This is a genomic window from Actinoplanes lobatus, assembly GCF_014205215.1.
Classification (GTDB): Bacteria; Actinomycetota; Actinomycetes; order Mycobacteriales; family Micromonosporaceae; genus Actinoplanes; species Actinoplanes lobatus.
The window spans coordinates 8,434,506-8,453,285 of the sequence record NZ_JACHNC010000001.1 but is presented as its reverse complement, the minus strand read 5'-3'; the positions used below and the strand labels follow the sequence as shown (position 1 = coordinate 8,453,285).

17 protein-coding genes and 2 pseudogenes are annotated in these 18,780 nt (G+C 72.1%); 8 read left to right on the top strand and 11 right to left on the bottom strand.

From position 1 onward, the window contains the following. Positions 1-18: 18 nt before the first annotated feature. From BJ964_RS38650 to BJ964_RS38640, 3 genes are all read right to left on the bottom strand, one after another. Positions 19-888 carry a universal stress protein gene (locus BJ964_RS38650; RefSeq protein WP_229807194.1) on the bottom strand — a complete coding sequence of 290 codons (870 nt, stop codon included), beginning with the start codon at positions 886-888 and terminating at the stop codon, positions 19-21. A 79-nt stretch (positions 889-967) separates the two neighbouring features. Further along, a complete protein-coding gene (locus tag BJ964_RS38645) occupies positions 968-3,472 on the bottom strand; it encodes a cation-translocating P-type ATPase (protein WP_188125283.1) in 2,505 nt (834 codons plus the stop codon). 54 nt (positions 3,473-3,526) lie between these two features. Next, positions 3,527-4,099, bottom strand: coding sequence for a hypothetical protein (locus tag BJ964_RS38640; RefSeq protein WP_188125282.1), 573 nt, complete (start codon positions 4,097-4,099; stop codon positions 3,527-3,529). 296 nt (positions 4,100-4,395) lie between these two features. Here BJ964_RS38640 and BJ964_RS38635 point away from each other — a divergent pair, with 296 nt between their 5' ends. After that, complete coding sequence (locus tag BJ964_RS38635) at positions 4,396-5,253, top strand: universal stress protein (protein ID WP_188125281.1); 858 nt, start codon at positions 4,396-4,398, stop codon at positions 5,251-5,253. Between the two features lie 292 nt (positions 5,254-5,545). After that, positions 5,546-5,827: a hypothetical protein gene (locus tag BJ964_RS38630; protein ID WP_188125280.1), complete on the top strand. Its 282-nt coding sequence runs from the start codon at positions 5,546-5,548 to the stop codon at positions 5,825-5,827. Between the two features lie 65 nt (positions 5,828-5,892). Here BJ964_RS38630 and BJ964_RS38625 read toward each other — a convergent pair whose 3' ends face one another. The 3 genes from BJ964_RS38625 to BJ964_RS38615 all read right to left on the bottom strand — a co-directional run bounded on the left by BJ964_RS38625 (position 5,893) and on the right by BJ964_RS38615 (position 9,645). After that, on the bottom strand, positions 5,893-6,990 hold the full coding sequence (locus BJ964_RS38625) for a carboxylate-amine ligase (protein WP_188125279.1): 1,098 nt from the start codon (positions 6,988-6,990) through the stop codon (positions 5,893-5,895). A 136-nt stretch (positions 6,991-7,126) separates the two neighbouring features. Continuing rightward, a complete protein-coding gene (locus BJ964_RS38620; RefSeq protein WP_188125278.1) occupies positions 7,127-8,743 on the bottom strand; it encodes an ABC transporter permease in 1,617 nt (538 codons plus the stop codon). Beyond that, the gene (locus tag BJ964_RS38615) at positions 8,740-9,645 is read right to left on the bottom strand and encodes an ABC transporter ATP-binding protein (protein ID WP_188125277.1); all 906 of its coding nucleotides are present in this window, start codon (positions 9,643-9,645) and stop codon (positions 8,740-8,742) included. The genes BJ964_RS38620 and BJ964_RS38615 overlap by 4 nt, the downstream gene beginning before the upstream one ends. 129 nt (positions 9,646-9,774) lie before the next feature. On the opposite strand from BJ964_RS38615, the gene BJ964_RS38610 reads away from it, so the two are divergent. Then, complete coding sequence (locus BJ964_RS38610; RefSeq protein ID WP_188125276.1) at positions 9,775-10,812, top strand: zinc-dependent alcohol dehydrogenase family protein; 1,038 nt, start codon at positions 9,775-9,777, stop codon at positions 10,810-10,812. After that, positions 10,809-10,994 (top strand): hypothetical protein, encoded by a 186-nt coding sequence (locus BJ964_RS47595; protein ID WP_203832448.1) that lies wholly within the window; start codon positions 10,809-10,811, stop codon positions 10,992-10,994. The genes BJ964_RS38610 and BJ964_RS47595 overlap by 4 nt, the downstream gene beginning before the upstream one ends. Here BJ964_RS47595 and BJ964_RS38600 read toward each other — a convergent pair. After that, positions 10,961-11,782, bottom strand: a complete 822-nt coding sequence (locus BJ964_RS38600; RefSeq protein WP_188125275.1) for a universal stress protein — start codon at positions 11,780-11,782, stop codon at positions 10,961-10,963. The two genes, BJ964_RS47595 and BJ964_RS38600, sit on opposite strands and share 34 nt — an antisense overlap. 160 nt (positions 11,783-11,942) lie before the next feature. On the opposite strand from BJ964_RS38600, the pseudogene BJ964_RS38595 reads away from it, so the two are divergent. The 3 genes and pseudogenes from BJ964_RS38595 to BJ964_RS38585 form a co-directional block, all read left to right on the top strand. Continuing rightward, positions 11,943-12,479, top strand: a pseudogene (locus tag BJ964_RS38595) (NAD-dependent epimerase/dehydratase family protein); the annotation flags it as partial. Further along, positions 12,479-13,126, top strand: a complete 648-nt coding sequence (locus tag BJ964_RS38590; protein WP_188125273.1) for a spherulation-specific family 4 protein — start codon at positions 12,479-12,481, stop codon at positions 13,124-13,126. The pseudogene BJ964_RS38595 and the gene BJ964_RS38590, both read left to right, overlap by 1 nt. Then, positions 13,120-13,908, top strand: a complete 789-nt coding sequence (locus BJ964_RS38585) for an endo alpha-1,4 polygalactosaminidase (RefSeq protein ID WP_188125272.1) — start codon at positions 13,120-13,122, stop codon at positions 13,906-13,908. The genes BJ964_RS38590 and BJ964_RS38585 overlap by 7 nt, the downstream gene beginning before the upstream one ends. A gap of 224 nt (positions 13,909-14,132) precedes the next feature. Here BJ964_RS38585 and BJ964_RS38580 read toward each other — a convergent pair whose 3' ends face one another. Together BJ964_RS38580 and BJ964_RS38575 are read right to left on the bottom strand one after the other, a co-directional pair. Further along, positions 14,133-14,609 (bottom strand): universal stress protein, encoded by a 477-nt coding sequence (locus BJ964_RS38580; protein WP_188125271.1) that lies wholly within the window; start codon positions 14,607-14,609, stop codon positions 14,133-14,135. Between the two features lie 168 nt (positions 14,610-14,777). Then, positions 14,778-15,425, bottom strand: a complete 648-nt coding sequence (locus tag BJ964_RS38575) for a DUF2202 domain-containing protein (protein ID WP_188125270.1) — start codon at positions 15,423-15,425, stop codon at positions 14,778-14,780. 362 nt (positions 15,426-15,787) lie between these two features. On the opposite strand from BJ964_RS38575, the gene BJ964_RS38570 reads away from it, so the two are divergent. Further along, positions 15,788-16,453 carry a hypothetical protein gene (locus tag BJ964_RS38570; RefSeq protein WP_188125269.1) on the top strand — a complete coding sequence of 222 codons (666 nt, stop codon included), beginning with the start codon at positions 15,788-15,790 and terminating at the stop codon, positions 16,451-16,453. A gap of 803 nt (positions 16,454-17,256) precedes the next feature. On the opposite strand, the pseudogene BJ964_RS49350 reads toward BJ964_RS38570, so the two are convergent. Next, positions 17,257-17,568: pseudogene (locus BJ964_RS49350) on the bottom strand (universal stress protein); the annotation flags it as partial. 15 nt (positions 17,569-17,583) lie between these two features. Further along, positions 17,584-18,414 (bottom strand): ferritin family protein, encoded by an 831-nt coding sequence (locus tag BJ964_RS38560; RefSeq protein WP_188125267.1) that lies wholly within the window; start codon positions 18,412-18,414, stop codon positions 17,584-17,586. Between the last annotated feature and the right edge of the window lie 366 nt (positions 18,415-18,780).

The window sequence follows — 18,780 nt, the reverse complement described above, 5'->3', positions numbered from 1 at the left end:
CCGCCGGGTGGTGCGGGCTCAGGACATCGCGAGACTGTCGTGGACGACCGCCACCGGGCAGGCCGAGTGGCGCAGCAGGTGCTGGCTGACCGAGCCGAGCAGCAGCCCGCGGACCGCGCCGCGGCCCCGGGATCCGACCACCAGCAGTTGTGCGCCGTCGCTGGCCCTGGTCAGGGCCGCGGCCGGGTGCTCGACCACGGCTTCGGCCTCGATCCGAAGGTTCGGGAAGGTGTCGCGGATGACGGTCACCTCCGTGTCGAACGGCTCCCGCTCCTGGGCGGTGATCGTCCACGTGGCCATCGGCGTCTCCGCCCAGATGCCGGTGACCGGCGGCCAGGCGTGGATGACATGCAGCGGCGCCTTCAGCATGGTCGCCTGCTCGGCGGCGAACACCAGCACGGCCGGAGCGGCGGCGGTGTCGTCGACGCCGGCGACCACCGGGCCGGTGGCCGACTGGGCGCCCCGGATCACCACGACCGGGCAGTGGGCGTGGGCGGTCACCGCCGCGGAGACCGAGCCGAACAGCCCGGCGACGGCGCTGTGCCCACGACCGCCGAGCACCAGCAGCCGGGCGTGCCGGGAACGGTCGATCAGGGCCGTGGCGGCATGTGCGCGCACGGTCGTCGTGGTCAGCGGCACCAGCGGGTGCGTCGTGCGCGCCGTCTCGACCGCCCGGTCGAGTGTGCTCTCGATGATTCGCTCCACGTACAACTCGGGGCTCAGGTCGGGGGACGGGACCATGCTCGCGGCGGGGGCGAGGACCGGCCATTCGTCGGCGTGGACCAGCTCCACCGGTTCGCCGGTGTGTTCCGCTTCCTCCAGCGCCCAGGTGAGGGCATCGTCGGACCATGACGATCCGTCGTACCCGACGATGATTCTCTTCTGCACGGTACTGCCCTCCTTCACGGTCCTTACCTCCATGGCACGCCCATCGATGCCCGCCGGGCAGGGCCGGAAGTCCCGTACCTCAGCGGTCCCGCCGGCCGGCGATCCGCAGCACGGCTCCCGGCACGGTGGCGACCGCACAGCAGGCCAGGATCGTGGCGAGCGGGAGCGGCGCGGTGCCCAGCAGCGTGTGCATCGGGGCGGCCAGTACCCCGGCCACCTGCAACAGCAGGCACACCACGACGGCGGCGGGCAGCGACCGGTTGCGGCCGGCGCCGGGGGCGGGCCGCGCGCGCACCGCGAGGGCCACACCGAGCTGGGCGAACCCGAGCACCAGGAACATCACCGACTGCCACGGCAGGTCCAGGCGCTGCGCGGTCACCCCGGCGGCCAGCGTCACCGTGGCCAGCAGCCCGGCGCCGGTCAGCACGTCGCGCAGCAGGCCGGCGCCGAGCACCGACTCCTGCGGCGACCGCGGTGGCCGGCGCAGGACGTCCGCCTCGGCCGGTTCGGCGCCCAGCGCGACCCCCGGCACGCCGTGGGTGAGCAGGTTGATCCAGAGCAGTTGGGCCGGCAGCAGCGCCAGCGGCATCCCGAGCAGCGGTCCGGCCAGCATCACCAGCAGCTCGGCCAGGCCGCCGGAGAGGGCGTAGCGCAGGAACCGGCGGATGTTGTCGTAGATCCGCCGGCCCTCGCCGATGGCGTCCGCCACGGTGCCCAGGTTGTCGTCGACCAGCACCAGTTCGGCGGCCTGCCGGGCCACCTCGGTGCCGCTGCCCATGGCCACCCCGATGTCGGCGCGGCGCAGGGCCGGGGCGTCGTTCACACCGTCGCCGGTCATCGCCACGACCTCACCGCGGTCCTGAAGCGCGGCCACGATGTCCAGCTTCTGCTCGGGGCGCGTCCGCGCGTACACCCTGGTCTTCTCGATGGTCCCGGCGGTGAGCGGGCCGAGGTCGCCGCGGGCGACCTCGTCGCCCGGCTCCAGGATCCCGAGGTCTCTGCCGATGGCGGTCGCGGTCCCCGGGTGGTCACCCGTGATCAACAGCAGGTGTACGCCGGAGCGCGCGAACTCCGCGGCGGTGTCGCGGGCGGTGGCCCGCAGCGGGTCCCCGATGGCGACCAGCCCGGCCGCGTGCAGGGGCGGGGGAGCGGCCGGGTCTGGCCGGCCGACGGTGACGGCGGTGGCCACGGCCAGCACCCGCAGCCCGGCGGTGGCCAGTTCCGCGGCGGCCGCCAGCAGATCGCCGTGGCGGTCCGGATCGAGAACCGTCTCCGGGGCGCCCTTGCGGGTTGTCAGGTACCGGCCGTCCGGGGTCCGGTGCACCGTGGTCATCCGGCGGTGGGCCTGGTCGAACGGCTGTTCGGCGACGCGGGGCGCGGCGGTGCGCTCGGCGTCCGGATCGAAGCCGCACCGGGCGGCGAAGGCCAGCAGGGCGGCCTCCATCGGATCTCCGGCCGCGGCCCAGTGGGAGTGTTCGCCGTCCGGTGGCAGCAGACTCGCGTCGTTGCACAGCGCCCCGGCTCGTGCCAGGGTCCGCAGCCCTTCGCTGATGTCGCCGCTGACCGTCCCGGCCGGGTCGTAGCCGGTGCCGGTGACCGTGTGCCGGGTACCGTCCGCGGTGACCGCCCGCTGCACCGTCATCCGGTTCTCGGTGAGCGTCCCGGTCTTGTCCGAGGCGATCACGGTGACCGACCCGAGCGTCTCGACGGCGTGCAGCTGGCGCGGGATCGCCCGGGTGCGGGCCATCCGCCGGGCCCCGAGAGCCAGCGCCAGCGTGACCACGGCCGGCAGGCTCTCCGGCACCGCCGCCACCACCAGGCTGACCGCGGTGATCGCCATCCGGGTCACCGGCTGGCCGGCCAGCACCCCGAGGGCGAACACCAGCGACGACACCACCACCGCGGTCACGCCCAGGAGACGGCCGAGCGCGGTCAGCCGCCGTTGCAGCGGGGTGAGGCCCGGCCGGGTCCGCGAGACCAGGTCGGCGATCCGCCCGAGCGCGCTGGCCGGGCCGGTGGCCGTCACGGTTCCGGCCGCCCGGCCCCCGGCCAGGACCGTTCCCGCGCCGGCCGGTTCGGTGGCGAACCGGTGCACCGGCACGGACTCGCCGGTCAGCGCCGACTCGTCGAACGTGGCCCGTTGCGCCTCGGTCAGCTCGAGGTCGGCCGGGACGACGTCGCCGGCCTCCAGGCGTACGTGGTCGCCGCGCACCAGCTCGGCGGCCGGCACCAGCCGGTCCCGGCCGTCGCGGACCACCCGGGCCACCGGGGCCGCCATCCGGTCCAGGGCGGAGATCGCGGCGTCCGCCCGGACCTCCTGGACCACGCCGATCACCGTGTTGACGGCCACCACCAGCAGGATGATCAGAGTGTCCGGCACATCGCCGAGCGCCGCCGTCACCACCCCGGCGGCCAGCAGCAGCGCCACCAGTGGATCGGCCAGTTGCCGCCCCACCCGGTACCCCACACCGTGCCGCCGGGGCGGCGCCACCAGATTGGGCCCGTCGGCGGCGAGCCGTGCCGCCGCCTCCGCGTCGGACAGGCCCCGCACCGCAGGGCCCGTCGTTTGCACCAGGTTCGTCATCGTGGTCGCCTCCTGACGTCGGCGTACCTTCAGCGTGAACCCGGGATCACCTGGTCAGGCAGGGTCGATGGCCCCGTCCGGTGGCCGGGCGCCGGCGAGCACCAGCGCCAGTGGGCAGGCGGTGCGCCCGATCAGCGCGCCCGAGGTGGCGCCGACCGCGTCCGCGTCGGCGCCGACCACCAGCAGCGCGGCATGCTCGGCGAGCACGCGCAGCGCGGCCCCGGGGTCCTCGTCGTGCAGGATCTGCCGTTCCGCCGCCGCGATCTCGGCAGGGCCGAGGCCGTCGTGGACGGCCGCAGCCAGCAACAGGTCGGCCTGGGCCAGGGTTTCGGGACGCATCCGGACACCATCGGTCTCCCGGCCGCGGCCGGTGCAGACGTGCACCAGGCGCAGCCGGGCCCGCAGTTCGGTCGCCCGCAGCCGGGCATAGGTCATCACGGCGTCCTGGCGGGCGTCCTCGGTGATCGCGGCGAGCACCAGAGCGGCCGGTGGGGGAGCTTGCGGGATCAGTTCGACGGCGTACCGGTCCGGGTGGACGCGTAGCCGCCAGCGGGATTCCGGGCCCAGCCGGGTACGGATCGCCGCGGCCAGCCGGTCCACCGATGTGAGTGCCGTTGTCGTGTCCATGGGTCACCCCGGACCGTCGTCAGATCGCTGCTGGTACCACTCGGCCGGGCCGCGGTCCGCCGGATCCGGTGCCCGTCTTGACGACGGTGGGTCTGGTGGCTCGGCGGCCACACCTCGGTCTCGTCCGGCAGCCGGTGGGCTTCGCCGCCCGGCCGGTGGGTGCCTGAAGCGTGGCGCGGCCGCGGCGCGGCACCCAGGGCCGAAGGTCCTGATCGAGGTCCCGCGGGTCCAATGGACCATGTGGACCTGCCGCACGGCGGTGTCGGGCGCCACAGCCGGGCGACTACCTTGCGGATATGACCAGTGTCGTGTCGGTAGTGGAGAGGCTGCCCGTGGTGGTCGGCGTCGATGGAACGCCGGCCGACCTGCAGGTGGTGGATACGGCCGCCGAGGAGGCGGCATTCCGTGGAGTCCCGTTGCACGTGGTGCACGCCTGGCCGGGCCGGCTGGTGTCGTGGTCGCGGCACCGGGCCGCGGCGGACCAGCCGGACGGGCGGCACCTGCTGGAGCTGGCGATCCGCCGGGTCCAGCTGGCGTACCCCAGCCTGGTCGTCGGGACCCAGTTGGTGGACGAAGGGGCCGCTGAGGCCCTGGTCCGCTGGTCGGCGCGGGCCGGCCTGCTGGTGGTGCGGCATCGCGACGAGGCGGGACTCGGCCATGGCTGGGGCTCGACGGCGGCGTACGTGGCGCATCACAGCGTCTGCCCGTTGCTGGTCCACCGCGGCGCGGTCCCGTCGCGCGGGCCGGTGGCGGTGGCCGTGTCCGGGCGGCACACCGCCTCCTTGCGGTCGGCGTTCGAGGCGGCGGCCCGGGCCGGATGCGGCGTCACCGCGGTCCACGTCCGGGAAGCCGGTGGGGACACCGGGGACCGTCTGGACACGGCGCTGGCCGAGTGGGCTGACCAATGGCCGGACGTGCCGGTGGACCGGCTGGTCATCGACGAGGACGAGGTGGCGTACACGATCGACCGGGCATCGCGCCGCTGCCGCCTGTTGATCGCCGGGCGCGGGCGCAAGGGATGGTCGGTGGAGGCGGTCTACAACTCCGGCGGAGTGGCCGGTGGCCGCCAGCTGTGTCCGGTCCTGCTCGTGCCGCCGGGTTGGCCGGTGGGCGGCCGGGTTCCGGCCGAAGCGTCCCGGCCCGCCGGCTACTGACCGTCACCGCTGTAGGGCGGCGGCCACGCCGCGCAGTCGCACCATTCGGCGGAGTAGGGCCGTTAGCTGGGCCTCCGGCAGCCCGCGTGGAGAGGCCATGGCGGACATCGGACTCCTCTCCCGGGGCTCTCGGAGGGTGCGTTTCCTCACCGTCGTGCCCTTCGGCGCGGATCCGGCAGGGCCGTTCGGCCTCCCACCTTGTCCCCGGCCACCTGGCCTCGGAAAGCGGGACCTTCGTCCCTGCCGGCCCGGGCCCTGCCGGTCGAGGATGGCATCGATGGAGGTGGTAGCGATGTTGACGTATATCGGTGCTTTGGCGTTGTTCGTCGCGCTCCTGATCCTCCTGTTCCCGCGGGAGGACCCGGCCGTCCCGCCGGAGGCGGAGCAGAAGACCGAGGCCGGTGGCGGCGACGCCGTGCCGACCACCTTGGAGGGCGCGCTGGTGGCCCAGCTCGTGCACGGCGAGATCAGCCGGGCCCAGTACCAGGCGGCACTGTCCCAACTCGCGGCCCGCGACGACGAGCGCAACCCGCTGGCGGTGCCAGGCAGCGACCGGCCGGACGCCTGTGCCTGAGGGGCGGCCGCGTATCCCTGTTCAATCGGCATCCGCCGATCTGTTCGGCTGGATCCGTCCGTCTTCTACGCGCCGACGGTCAACGCTCTCAGGGAGGCGACCATCGCCGGAGCGGCGGCGGTACTGGTCCACAGTCGGCGCTGCCGGTCGGCGCCGGTGCCCAGCTCGCGGAGCCGGGTCAGCAGGGCGTCGACCGTGTCGGTGTCGCCCAGGTCGGCCAGCGCCTTACCCGCGTGGCCGACGGCGCGGTGCAGCAGGTCCCAGGCGGGGACGGCCCGGCCCGTGCACGGGTCGACACCCATCCCGCCGAGGCCGTTGCGGGCCGCCACGAGCACACCGGCGACGACCCAGGGACGGGGCGCCGGGGCCGCCGGGACATCGGCGTGGATCTCCGCGGCGGCGGTCGCCACCAGAGCCCGGGTCAGGGTCGCCACCAGCACGGTGGTGGCCGCGTCGGGGCAGGTGTCGGTCACTCGTACCTCCACCTCGGGGCGGCCGGGGGTGAGCCGGGCGAGGAACTGGACGCCGCGTTCATCGAGGGCCGACCCGGCCCGTACAGCCTGCCGGACTGCCTGGTCGTACGCGTCCGCGCCTGGCCATACCTCGGGCGGGCGGAGAGTGGGCCACGGGGCCAGGGCCTCGTAGCGGGTGCTGGCCCAGCCGGTGTCGCGGCCGCCGGCTATCGGCGAGTTGGCGCTGATCGCGAGCAGGGTGGCCAGCCACGGGCGGAGCCGGCCGAGGACACGGGCGCCGAGGTCCCGGGACGGCACAGTGACGTGGACCCGGCAGCCGCAGACGCCGGACCGGGCGGCCAGGGCGGGGTAGCGCAGCGCCAGCGCCCGGTAGCGGGGAAGGTCGCTGATCGTGGACAGCCCGTGTGCCCCGTACGGTGCTGTGCCGGAGGCGACCAGTTCGCAGCCCAGTCCGTGTGCGCCGGTGGCGAGCAGGTCCCGCGCCCGATGCAGTTCCCGGCTCAGCCCGGCGGCGTTGGAGCACTCCGGAGTGGTGGCGCTGATCTGGTAGCGCATCAGGTCGGCGTGCGGACCGGGCAAACCGCGCAGGCTGTCGAGCAGCGCCGGGGCGGCCTGGGTCGGCCACCCGTGTGCCGGGTCGAGCAGCAGGAAGTCCTCCTCCACCCGGAGGGTCACGATGTCCCCACTCATGCGAGTTGCCCCCTTCGATGTCTTTTCGCCAGCCTGGAACGGGCTTACGCGCGGGGAAAGGGCCTTCGGTCCCGCCCGCCGCGGCCGCGTCCGCAGATGGCGCGAGTGCCTCCGGCGACGTCAACGCGCTGCGCCATCAGGTGGCTTTTGCCGGCTCTCGCACCACCAACTGCGTCGCCCCGCCGTCGGTGCTCAGGCCGCGCCACCGGATGACGGCCAGGGCGAGCGCCGTCCACACGGCCAGGACGGCGAGGTGGGCCACGGCGAAGCCGGCACCGCTGACGGCCGGGTCGGTGGCGGCGAGCACCGCCTGGAGCAGATGCCGCAGCGGGAACACGTTGGCGACCGTGGTCAGCCAGCCGGGCAGCGGCACGTTCCCGACCACGAAGATCTCCGAAATGAAGCAGAGCGGCAGCAGCGTGCCGAGCGTGACCGGGACGACCGAGCGCGCCGACGGCAGCAGGGCGGCGACCGCGAGACCGAGCGCCGCGAAGCACAGTGATCCGGCGACGACGGCCAGCAGCAGTGCCGGCAGGCGTGCGGCGTCCAGGCGTACGTCCAGGAAACCGGCGCCGACGACCGTGAGCACGGCGGCGGCCAGCAGCGAGACCAGCAGCGCGGCCGACACCCGCCCGGCGAAGTACCAGCGGAACGGCAGTGGGGTGCCACGCAGCCGTTTGAGGACCCCGGCGGCGCGGGCTCCCACCACCGACTCGGGCATGTCCACGAACGCCGCGACCGCCGCCGTGTAGGCGATCATCCCGGCGTACAGATATTGGGCCATCGGCAGGCCGTGCACCGGCTGGTCGCCGAACACGGTCGGGAACAGTGCCAGCAGCAGCGCCGGGAACACCACGGAGGAGAAGACCGCCATCATCTCGCGGCGCAGCCCGAGAAGGGCATATCCGATCTGTACGCCCAGCGGCGAACGCCGGTCCGCGGCCGTGGGCGCCGACAGCTGAGCCGGGACGGGCGGTGTCGTGCCGGCCGTGATCGCGGCCCGGGCACTGCGCGGCTGCCAGGAGAAACCGGCCCGCGCCACCACGATCCCGGCGGCCGTCCACACGGCGAGCACGGCCAGATGTGTGGGGGAGAAGCCGGACCCGGTGCCCGGATGGAACGCCTCGGCCATGGCCCGGGCGAAATGCTTGAGTGGCAGTACCGAGCCGATCACGTCCAGCCAGCGCGGCAGATCGGCGCCGACGATGAACACGTCCGAGATGAACGCCAGTGTGATCAGCAGCCCCTGCGCCAGGGTCTGCGCGATCAGGACGGTACGGGCCAGCGCCGCCAGTGCCAGCCCCAGCGCGGCGCAGCAGGCGATGCCGAGCAGCAGGGTCACCAGCAGCGCCGGTGTCTTGTGCCAGACGATCACCACGTCGTACCCGAGCACACCCACCGCGGTCAGCAGCGCCACTCCGCCCGCGGAGATCACCGTCGACGCGGCGATGCGGGACCCGAGCACGATCCACGGCGGCACCGGCGCGGCCCGCAGCCGTTGCAGCACTCCGCTGTCGCGCATGCCGGCCGTGTCGACGGCGAGCAGCACGAACGACGCCTGCGCCACGCCGAAGACGGCGAACGGCGGCACCAGGTACTGGGCGACCGGAACCCTGCCTGCGTCCTGGTCGCCGACGATGCTTGCCACGATGATCAGGAAGGCGACCGGGAAGCCGATGGTGAAGAACGCGGCGACCGGGTTGCGGGCGAAGCCGAGCAGGGCGTGCCTGGTCAGCGCCCGGAGCGCGGTCATCGGGCCGCCCCCTCGGTCAACGCCAGGTAGACCTCCTCCAGCGTCGGCGGGGCCACCGTCAGATCGGGCAGGTCGAGGCCGCGGTCGCGGGCCCAGCCGGTGAGCCGCCACGTGTCCGCCAACGGGTCACGAGACTCCACCCGCACCCGGCCCACGGTCATGGAGGGCGGGGCGCTGAGCACCGGTAGGCGGTCGGCCGGCGTCTCCGGTGGCAGGCCGAAGGTGATCACCGTGGGCAGATCGCTGCCGGCCCGCAGCCGCTCCGGCGGGCCCTCGGCGATCAGCCGGCCGTCACGCATCACCGCGACCCGGTCCGCCAGCCGCTGCGCCTCCTCCAGATAGTGCGTGGTCAGCAGGATCGTGGTGCCGAGCTCGCGCAGGCCGGCGATCAGCTGCCAGGCGTGGTGCCGTGCGGCCGGGTCGAAGCCGGTGGTCGGCTCGTCGAGGAAGAGCAACTCGGGGGCGCCGGCCAGGCCGAGCGCCAGGTCCAGGCGGCGGCGTTGGCCGCCGGAGAGATGCTTCACCCTGGTGTCGCGCTTGTCGGCCAGGCCGGCCAGCGTGATCAGCTCGCCGGGGTCGTGGCCGCGCGGGAACAGCCGGGTCTGCAACCGCACCAGCTCGTGGACGGTGAACTCCTCCTCGAAACCGGCCGACTGCAGCACTACGCCGATACGGGCCCGGTAGGCGGAACCGCCGGTCGCCGGATCGAAGCCGAGCACCCGTACGTCGCCGGCGTCGCGCGTACGGTGACCCTCCAGAATCTCCACAGTGGTGGTCTTGCCGGCCCCGTTGGGGCCGAGCAGCGCGAAGATCTCCCCGTCGCCGACCGAGAAGCTGATCCCGTCGACGGCTCGCACCGGCCCGTACGCGCGGACCAATTCGCGTACCTCGATGGTCGCCATGCCCCCAGCATCGGCCGATGGGCCCGGCACGGGCAGTGCCCGAGGTCCTGTCGTTCGGCCCTTACGGCCACTCCCCGGCGGCGCGCACCCTGAGCGAAAGCGATTCCTTCATGGACGAGGGAGGCAACAATGAAAGGGCTCGTGTACGGCGGAGGCGGACGACGGTCCTGGACGGATGTCCCGGACGCCCAGGTGCGTGACGCGCGGGACGCGGTGATCCGGGTCGACACGGTCACGATCTGCGGCACCGACCTGCACATCCTCGGCGGCGACGTGCCGGAGGTGGCGCCCGGGCGGGTGCTCGGCCACGAGGCGGTCGGGACGGTGGTGGCGCTGGGGCCCGCGGTGACCGGCCTGACCGTCGGCGACCGGGTTCTGGCGTCGTGCATCTCGGCGTGCGGCACCTGCCGGTTCTGCCGGGACCGGGCCTACGGGCAGTGCCGGTCCGGTGGTGGCTGGCTCCTCGGCCACACCATCGACGGGGTGCAGGCCGAGTACGCCCGCATCCCGTTCGCCGACCTGTCCACGTACCGGCTGCCGCAGCGGGTGAGCAACGAGGACGCGGTGCTGCTGGCCGACATCCTGCCCACCTCGTACGAGGTCGGGGTGCTCAACGGCCGGGTCCGCCCGGGCGACACCGTGGTGATCGTCGGCGCCGGGCCGATCGGGCTGGCCGCCGTGCTCACCGCGCGTCTGTTCTCACCCGCGCACATCGTGGTGATCGACAAGGCGGAGAGCCGGCTGCAGGCCGCCAAGAACCTCGGCGCTGATGTCACCCTGACCCCGGAACGGGTGCCGCTGGGCGCCATCCGGGCGCTCACCGGCGGGCTCGGGGCGGACGTGGTGATGGAGGCGGTCGGCACGCCGCAGACCTTCGAGTTGTGCACCGACCTGGTGCGCCCGGGCGGGACGGTGGCCAACATCGGCGTGCACGGCAAACCGGCCACGCTGCACCTGGAAGACCTGTGGATCCGCAATGTCACGATCACCACCGGGCTGGTCGACACGTACTCGACGCCGAAGCTTCTCGACATGCTGGTGGCCGGGCAGATCGACGTGGGCTCGCTGGTCACCCACCGGTTCGGCCTCGACGAGATGGAACGGGCGTACGACGTGTTCGCCGACCCGGGCCGCACCGGCGCGCTCAAGGTGGTGCTCACCCGGTGAGCGCGGGCCTTGCGGCCCGTGTGGACGGCCATGCCGGGCGGCTCCTTGGGAGCCGCCCGCGGGTGCCCGGCGCCCGGCTGGTGACCTACCCGGGCATGGGGCGCGACCTGCCGCGCCTGCTGCAACCAGCGATCGCCGGCGAGATCGCCTACCTGGCGACGAGAACCGGACAGTCGGCGTGATGCAGCAGCTGCCAGGTGATCGGTCCGGGCAGGCCGCCGGCCTCGTGCGCGCCGGCCACGATCAGCTGGGCCTGGTGCGAGACACCGACCAGCAGCCGGGCCGCCGGGCCCGCGTGGACCAGGGTGCCGACCGGAACGTCGGGGAACTCCTTCCGCAGCGGGTCGAGCAGCCGGTCGAGCATGTCAGCCGCGGCGATCTCCCGGCCGGTGAGGCCGGACGGCAGCGGCTCGCGGTAGGCGTGCACGGCCAGCAGCGCGGCACCCCGGACGTGAGCGACGCCGAACGCGGCGGCCATCGCGACCCGGGCCGCCGGTGAGCCGTCCGCGCCGACCGCCACCGGATCGGTGAATGCCACGGTACGGCCGCGGACCACCACCGCGGAGCAGCGGGCCCTGGTGGCTACCCGCTGGCCCACCGAGCCGAGCATCAGGCTGGTGAACCCGCCGCGTCCGCGATGACCCACCACGGTCAGCCCCGCGGTGGTGGCATGCCCCACCAGGGTGGCGGCCGGATCGCCGGGCACGACGACGGTGTGCACGGTGATCGCCGGGGCGGCCCCGGTGGCCGCCTCCCGGGCTGTCGCCACCACGGCCTCGGCGTGGTCGCGGGGATCACCGGGCGGGTGCGGCCAGGGCAGACCGGGCATGGCCGACCAGTCCTCGTCGTACGCGTGCAGAACGGTGAGCGTGGTGCCGCGCCGTTGCGCCTCCAGGGCCGCCCAGCGGACCGCGGTCAGTGCCGGTTCGGAGCCGTCGGTTCCCACCAGCACGGTTTCCTGAACACTCATGACTCCTCCTTCCTGCTCGAGCGTGGGCCGCCGGTCCCGGGGCGGGCAGGGCCGAACGTCCCCCTCCGGAGTCCCCGCCCCGCTGGGGCGGCTTGACGTCGAGGTCCGTTGACCTGAACCGGTCAGCTGAAGCGGGGACCTCCGGGCGGTCGCCGAGGACTGCCCGGAACGGCCCGTGTCCGCGTACGGGTACGCCAAACTCGCCGCCACCTGCCTGATCCGCCTCGTCCGCGGCCTGGGACACCCGGCCGTCGTGCTGCGGATCTTCAACCCGATCGGGCCCGGCACACCGCCGACCCTGCTGCCCGGCCGGCTCGCCGCCGAGATCCGCCGCGCCGCCGACCACGGCGGCCGGGCCCGGCTGGGATCCCTGGACGGGGCACGGGACTTCGTCGACGTACGCGACATCGCCGACGCCGTGCTGGCCGCGGCCACCGCCCCGGCACCACTGCCGCCGGTGCTCAACATCGGCAGCGGACACGCCACCGAACTACGCGACCTGGCGATCCTCGCGGCGGCACTGGCCGGTACGGCCGTGCCCGAGGAGACCGCCGACCCGCCGCCACGCCGGTCCGCGGCGGCTCTGCGGCAGCGGGCCGACGTGACCGCGGCCCGGCGGGACCTGGCCTGGCGACCGCGCCGCTCGCTGACCGACTCGCTGCGCGACATGGGGCTGGCCACGGTGGGAGCCGGGTGATGGGACCGATCGTCCCGGCCTACTTCCATCCGGCGCCGCATCCCGGCGAGTGGCGGCGGCTCGCCGACGCCGGGCCGGCCGTCCGGGCCGTCGTCCTCAACGTCGCCGACGGGCCCGGCGCCCGCCCCGACCCGGCGTTACGTTTGGCCGCCGAGCGGCTGCGGGTGCCGGTGCTCGGCTACGTGGACACCGCCTACGGGCAGCGCGGCGCGCACGCTGTCGCCCGCGACGTCGCCCGGCACCTGGCCTGGTACAGGGTCGGTGGCGTCTTCTTCGACCAGGTCCCGGCCGGATGCGAGTGGCTGGCTGTCTACCGGCGGCTGGCCGCGGAGGCACGCCGGCAGGGCTGCGGCACGGTCATGTTCCACCACGGTGTCTACCCCGACCCGCGGTTCGCCGACCTGGCCGACATGCTCGGCGTCTTCGAGGGCCCGGCCAGGCGTTACCTCACCCTCGCGCCGCCCGCCTGGGCCCGGCGGCACGCCGCCGCCACCTTCTGCCATCTCGTGTACGAGACACCGGCGCGCCTTTTCACCACGGTGCTCGCCCACGCGGCGACCGCACATGCGGGCAGCGTCTACCTCACCGATCGGGGCGGCGCGAATCCCTGGGATGGGCTTCCGCCGTACTTTCCGCGGCCATGCTGACCCGGCGGGTCGTCACGCTGCTGGCCACGGCACTGCTGGCCGGTTGCCAGGCCGCGTCCCCGATCCCGCCCGCCCCGCCGCCTACGCGCTGGATTCCACCGCCGGGCGTCACCTGGCAGTGGCAGCTCACCGGGAAGCTCGACCTCACGGTCGATGCCCAGGTGTACGACGTGGACGGCTTCAACACCACCGCCACCGAGGTGGAAGCCCTGCACCAGCGTGGCCGTAAGGTCATCTGCTACATCTCGGCCGGCTCCGCCGAGCAGTTCCGCTCCGACGCCGTCCGCTGGCCGGAGAGGGTGCTCGGCAACCCGACAGGGTGGCCCGGCGAACGCTGGGTCGACATCCGCGACCGGGACAGCGTCGGCCCCATCCTGGCCGACCGCATGGACATGTGCCGGGACAAGGGCTTCGACGGTGTGGAACCCGACGTGATGGACGCCTTCACACACGACACCGGGTTCCCGCTCACCGCCGCCGACCAGGTCGCCTTCAACCACTGGGTGGCCGACCTCGCCCACGAGCGGGGCCTGTCCGTCGGCCTCAAGAACGACCTCGAACAGATCTCTGAACTGGTGGGCGCCTTCGACTTCGCGGTCGACGAGGAATGCGTGGCACATGCCGAATGCCAGGCCCTGCGCCCGTTCATCACCGCTGGCAAAGCCGTCTTCCACGCCGAGTACGACCGGTCACCGGACACGTTCTGCGCCGAGACCCGGACTCTGGGACTCAGTTCGATCCGCAAGACCCGCGCTCTGGGCTCCTGGCGGCAGACCTGCTGAGCGTGGGCCACCGGTCAGCAGCGTGAACGCGTGCACGACCAGGGCGATCACGCTGCCCACCAGGCTGCCGAGCGCCATCTCGCCGCCTCCCGGCGTCGCCGCGGCTCTCCGGCGCCTACCAGATCGTCACGGTGCTGACCCTGGCCAATTTCGGCAGGGTCACCCAGCTCACCGCCGTGGCGGAACGCCCGGTGCTGCGCATCGGTCGCACCCGCCGGTCCTCCTCATGCCGGCGCGGCCGTCTGGCGCGGAACGGGAGGCGTCGCGGGGGCGGACCGGCCAGCCGGAGCGGGGATCACGACCACCGGGCAGGGTGCCTTGCGGACGCACGACTCGCTGACCGAGCCGAGCATCGTGTGCCGCACCCGGCCGTGCCCGTGACTGCCCAGAACCAGCAGGTCCGCGGCTTGTGCGGCTGCGGTCAGCACGTCGGCCGGGCGTCCTTCGAGGACCTCGGCGGCGATCGTGTGGTGTCCGCCGACCGCGGTCATCACCGCCGCGATCTCGCGGTCCAGCAGGGCGGTGGCCCGGTTGCGTTCCTCGTCCGGTGACGGGCCGTACTCGATGGCGACCCAGGACCAGGCCGTCACCGCCTGCACGGCGCATCCGCTGCCGGCGGCTTCACGAACCGCCCATTCCAGCGCCCGGCGCCCGCCGTCGGAGCCGTCCACGCCCACGACGATCAGGTGGTTGGCGTTCATGATTCCTCCCGCACAGCTCGGCGCCCGAACTTCTCCTACACCGTCCAAGCTGCCCCGGCACCGGGCTGTTCGGTAGGGCGGTAAGGCCCGGCGAACAGGACGTTGTCCACCGGACCGGGCGTCATCGTGTCGCGATGCTGGTGGAACGAGGACGTTCCACCAGCGGAATCACGAGGTGAATGCGGTCAGGTGCCGTTGTGAGGCGGCCAGTAGCCAGCTGTAGACCTGCTCGACGTCGGCCGCGTCGAGGCCGTCGAGTGCGGCCGACAATGCAGCGATGTCGTCGTGCTCGATCTGCGCGCCCGCGGCCAGCGCCGCGGACAGGCTGCCGTCACCCTGCTTCAGCAACCTGTCGTAAGTGGCCTGGGCAGCCGAGTCGGTGAACGAGCCGGCTGGCCGCTGCGCGGTCGGGTCGGCGACGCCATAGCGCTGCAGCAGCGTGCGCACCGCCGTCAGGTGGTGCGTCTCGGCCCTGGCGATGTGGGCGAAGACGGCCGCGTCGTGGCGGTCCGCGAACGCGGCGTACAGATCGTGGGCGAGCTTCTCCCTCTGCGCGATCGACGCCAGTGTGGCCTTCTGCGCCCCGGTCAGCGCGCCCTGCTCAGCGATGAGGCCCGCACCCATGCAGTGGGTGCCGCCGTATCCGTTGCCCATTCCGTACCCGGGGCCGTCGCCGCCCGGGAAGATCGTGCTCGACGCGGCCGGGCCACCGAACGGGCCGTTGCCCGCCAGGGCCGGCACCGCGACCGCCAACCCGCCCAGGCCGAGCGCACCGGCCGCCACCACGGTGGCGGTACGGCGGATGATGCTCCGCATGACTCCTCCCTTCTGAAACCACCTTCACAGTGGCCCTCCGACATGGCGACGGTGTGGAGCCGATGTGCAGGCCGGATGGAGAAGCCGGGCGGCGCCGGGTTCGGATCGTTGCCCAGACCGGGACGCCACGGCTCGGATCCGTTCGCCAGCGATCTGCCAGATCAGTCGTCGGTGGCAGTCAACGGTCCCGCCGTCGATCGAGCCCGTCCGCAACGGGACTTCAGTCCCTGATCGCACCCAAGCATGCGGTGGATACTGAGCTCTGGTAGAAGCGGGCTGGTGCCGGTCACCGCGGATCCCTTGAGAGACATCGACCTCGGCTCTGGTCCGCAAGGGTCGTTGATCATCGTCAGGAGATTCTCGTGCGGCAATCACCGCGGCGGGTAGCCGGAGTCAGCGGGCTCGCCGCCGTTGTGCTCGGGGTGGCCGGTGCGCTCTGTGAACGGTCGTGGCCGGGCCCGGAGTCTTTGCCGGGATTCGTGGCGGAGTTTCGTGGCCTGCTCGTCGTGCAGAGCCTCTCATTCGTGTTCAGTGCGGCCGTCCTGCTGATCTTCGTGAGTTCGTTGCGTGAAGTCCTCGCCGATTCGACACTGCCCGCGACGATCATGTTCGGCGCCGGCACGGTCGGGTACGGCGCGAATATTCTGGGGCAGGCCCCACAGTTGGCTTTGACGTTGCTGCCCGGCGAGGTCCTCTACCCGCAGACAGCGGTGCTGTTGGACGCACTCGGCTTCGTCATGCTGACACTCGCGAACGCGCCGATCGCGCTCATGTTCGCCGCGATCGGGTTCGCCGTGCGGCGTACGCGCGTGTTGCCGGCATGGCTTGGATGGTTCGCGGCTATTGCCGCCGCGGCGGCAGCGGTCCTGGTGCTATCCGCATTCCTCCCGACCGGCCTGCTCGATCCGCGGGGGTGGGTGAGCTACATCCTGTACCCGATCTCCATCGTCTGGATCGTCACTGCCAGCAGCACGCTGCTGCATTCAGCGGTGATCCCCGTGGAACCCGGCCGTTCACCACTCCGTTGACAAATAAGCCTTCTCCAGCCTGACGGCGCTGGTCATGGCAGGTGAGCGGGTCGGAGATCGTCTGCAAAAGCGCCTTCGACGCCCTGGAGAACTTCGTATGGCACCGGGTGATCCGATGGTGGATACGGCTACACCGCTGGAAGTGGAAAGACGTCCGCCGTCACCTCATCGGCCCCAACGGCCGGTGGAAAAGATCGACTGTGGACGGGGTCGAACTGTTCAACATCGCCGCGGTACCGGTCACTCGATACCGGTACCGCGGCAGCAAGATCTCCAACCCCTACTCGCGGGCTCACCATGCATGAACGGCAGAGACCGTGGAGAGCCCGGCGAGGTAAAGGTGTGCTGCTGAAGGGAGATTCGGCCGTCTTGCAAGACGGCCACGAGGGGTCATGCCGGATATTCCGGGCAGGCCGCATACGCCGGGCCACGGATGCCTATGGTTCCGGTGAGACCCCATTCTGACGAGGGAGGATCGATGCGAACCTGGCTGGGCTTGCTGTGCCGGGCTGTGGCCGTGCTGGCCGGCCTCGCCTTACTGATGTACGCGGGCCTGTGGGTGGTCGAACACTTCTGAAGCCGCTCGCGGACGAGACACCCGGTACCGACGGCTCCGCTCGTGAAAGGAGCGGCCGGTATCGGCGGCGTACGGCTGACCGCATGCCGCCGATACCGCCACGATGCTCAGCAGGAACCGGATCCGCCCGGAGTTCGCCGGGCTCCCCCCGCACACCGGTGTGGCGTCGGCGTTTGATCCTCGGCGCGCCTTGACCACCTTTGCGCTGCCTGTCCAGATGGACCGGACAGTCGGCATGACGCAGCAGCTGCCGCCCAGTGGAGCCGAGCAGGGTGCCAGCGATCACGGCGTGGCCGCGGCTGCCGACCACGACCAGTTGTGTGTCGTGGAAGAGGTCGACGAGCGCGCCGGCCGCGACGAGCGCGCCGGCCGCATTGTTGCGGGAGGCGGCCAGGTGAGCGATGTGCCTCGGGCCAGTCGTCGGTGTCCCGTGGGGAGGGCCGTGGCGATCAGCACGTCCGTCGGAGATGCCTCCGTTACGGGCGGCCAGTCGGGCCGTGCCGGAAAGGGCGACTCCACTACAGGTACATGGGGACACGCGTTCCGGCCATGATCACGGATGGCGGTTCCCGTGCTTGTCGAGGAAGGGTTCGGCCAGGGCAGCGGTCAACCGGCAGGCATGTTCCGCCTTGTCCCGGGCGAGTTCGTTGAAGAGCCGTGCGGCGCCCACGTCGCCGCGCTGCGCGGCTCGGTCGCGGTATTCGGGATAGGTAGTCGTCGCTCCGTCCTGTTCGCCGGTCATGGCGGTGCGCAGGTTCTCTTTCGTGGATTGCACCAGCCCGGCGAGGGCGGCTTGCTCCGCGAAATGCTCGTTGCGTTCCGTGCTGCCTATGTTTGTGAACAGTTGGGCCAGCCGCGGGTGGCCGGTCCGCTGGGCGTGTTTCGCGTACAATTCGTACTTCAGGCTGGCGAAGGCCTCGCCGTGCATCGCGTCCTTCAGGTTGGTCAGCGTCTGGCCGGTGCAGTGCGGCGGTCCGGCGGGGATCGATACGGCGGGCACGCGATTGCCGACCGGGAAATCCTGTTCCTGGTCCGGGTCGATGAGCGCGTCGCGGGCGGCTGTGAACCACTGTGCATGACGTGCCTCGTCACCGCTGATTTCGGTGAACAACTCCGCTGCGGCGGTGCAACCGTCCCGTCGTGCTTGCTGGGCATACGAGGGGTACATCACGGTCGCCTCGTGATGTTCCCCGGCGATGGTCTCGGTGAGGTTGTCCACGTCGCTGCGTACGAAGCCGGTAAGCTGTGCGAGCTCGGCGAAATGCTCGTACCGGTCTTGATGTGCGGTCTTGCGGAAGAGTTTGGCCACCGTCCCCAGCCCGGTGTGAGCCGCTTCCGATGCATAGGCGCGATATGTCACATATGCATAAGCCTCGTCATGCATCGCCGCCACCACGTCTGTCCGTGTGGTCGAACCAGAGCCGGCTAGCTCCTGGTTGGGGCTAGCCATATGAGCCGTTACCGGCGCCGAGGCTGCCATTGCGATGGCCATCCCGATTCCGAGCGCAGAACGCGTACGCATAGAAACTCCAAATGTGAAAAGTATTCGCAACTGCTTTATTTCTACCATTCGGACCGGCCACCGGAGCCGTACTCACGAAGAGTGCGTCGTATCAACTACGACTCGAGCAGTTGCTGCCTCGCACCGGGGCAGGTGTGCGGCTAACACGATTGCGTATTCGTTATCATGATTGTTATTCGTGGGCGACCCGCACCCGACAGCGCGTGCCGGTGCGGGTGATCGACAGAC

What these genes read in the sequence shown, in the direction of transcription:
- BJ964_RS38645 (WP_188125283.1), bottom strand. Translation starts at nt 3,472, where the DNA reads ATGACGAACCTGGTGCAAACGACGGGCCCTGCGGTGCGGGGCCTGTCC.
- BJ964_RS38640 (WP_188125282.1), bottom strand. Translation starts at nt 4,099, where the DNA reads ATGGACACGACAACGGCACTCACATCGGTGGACCGGCTGGCCGCGGCG.
- BJ964_RS38635 (WP_188125281.1), top strand. Translation starts at nt 4,396, where the DNA reads ATGACCAGTGTCGTGTCGGTAGTGGAGAGGCTGCCCGTGGTGGTCGGC.
- BJ964_RS38630 (WP_188125280.1), top strand. Translation starts at nt 5,546, where the DNA reads ATGTTGACGTATATCGGTGCTTTGGCGTTGTTCGTCGCGCTCCTGATC.
- BJ964_RS38625 (WP_188125279.1), bottom strand. Translation starts at nt 6,990, where the DNA reads ATGAGTGGGGACATCGTGACCCTCCGGGTGGAGGAGGACTTCCTGCTG.
- BJ964_RS38620 (WP_188125278.1), bottom strand. Translation starts at nt 8,743, where the DNA reads ATGACCGCGCTCCGGGCGCTGACCAGGCACGCCCTGCTCGGCTTCGCC.
- BJ964_RS38615 (WP_188125277.1), bottom strand. Translation starts at nt 9,645, where the DNA reads ATGGCGACCATCGAGGTACGCGAATTGGTCCGCGCGTACGGGCCGGTG.
- BJ964_RS38610 (WP_188125276.1), top strand. Translation starts at nt 9,775, where the DNA reads ATGAAAGGGCTCGTGTACGGCGGAGGCGGACGACGGTCCTGGACGGAT.
- BJ964_RS38600 (WP_188125275.1), bottom strand. Translation starts at nt 11,782, where the DNA reads ATGAGTGTTCAGGAAACCGTGCTGGTGGGAACCGACGGCTCCGAACCG.
- BJ964_RS38590 (WP_188125273.1), top strand. Translation starts at nt 12,479, where the DNA reads ATGGGACCGATCGTCCCGGCCTACTTCCATCCGGCGCCGCATCCCGGC.
- BJ964_RS38585 (WP_188125272.1), top strand. Translation starts at nt 13,120, where the DNA reads ATGCTGACCCGGCGGGTCGTCACGCTGCTGGCCACGGCACTGCTGGCC.
- BJ964_RS38580 (WP_188125271.1), bottom strand. Translation starts at nt 14,609, where the DNA reads ATGAACGCCAACCACCTGATCGTCGTGGGCGTGGACGGCTCCGACGGC.
- BJ964_RS38575 (WP_188125270.1), bottom strand. Translation starts at nt 15,425, where the DNA reads ATGCGGAGCATCATCCGCCGTACCGCCACCGTGGTGGCGGCCGGTGCG.
- BJ964_RS38560 (WP_188125267.1), bottom strand. Translation starts at nt 18,414, where the DNA reads ATGCATGACGAGGCTTATGCATATGTGACATATCGCGCCTATGCATCG.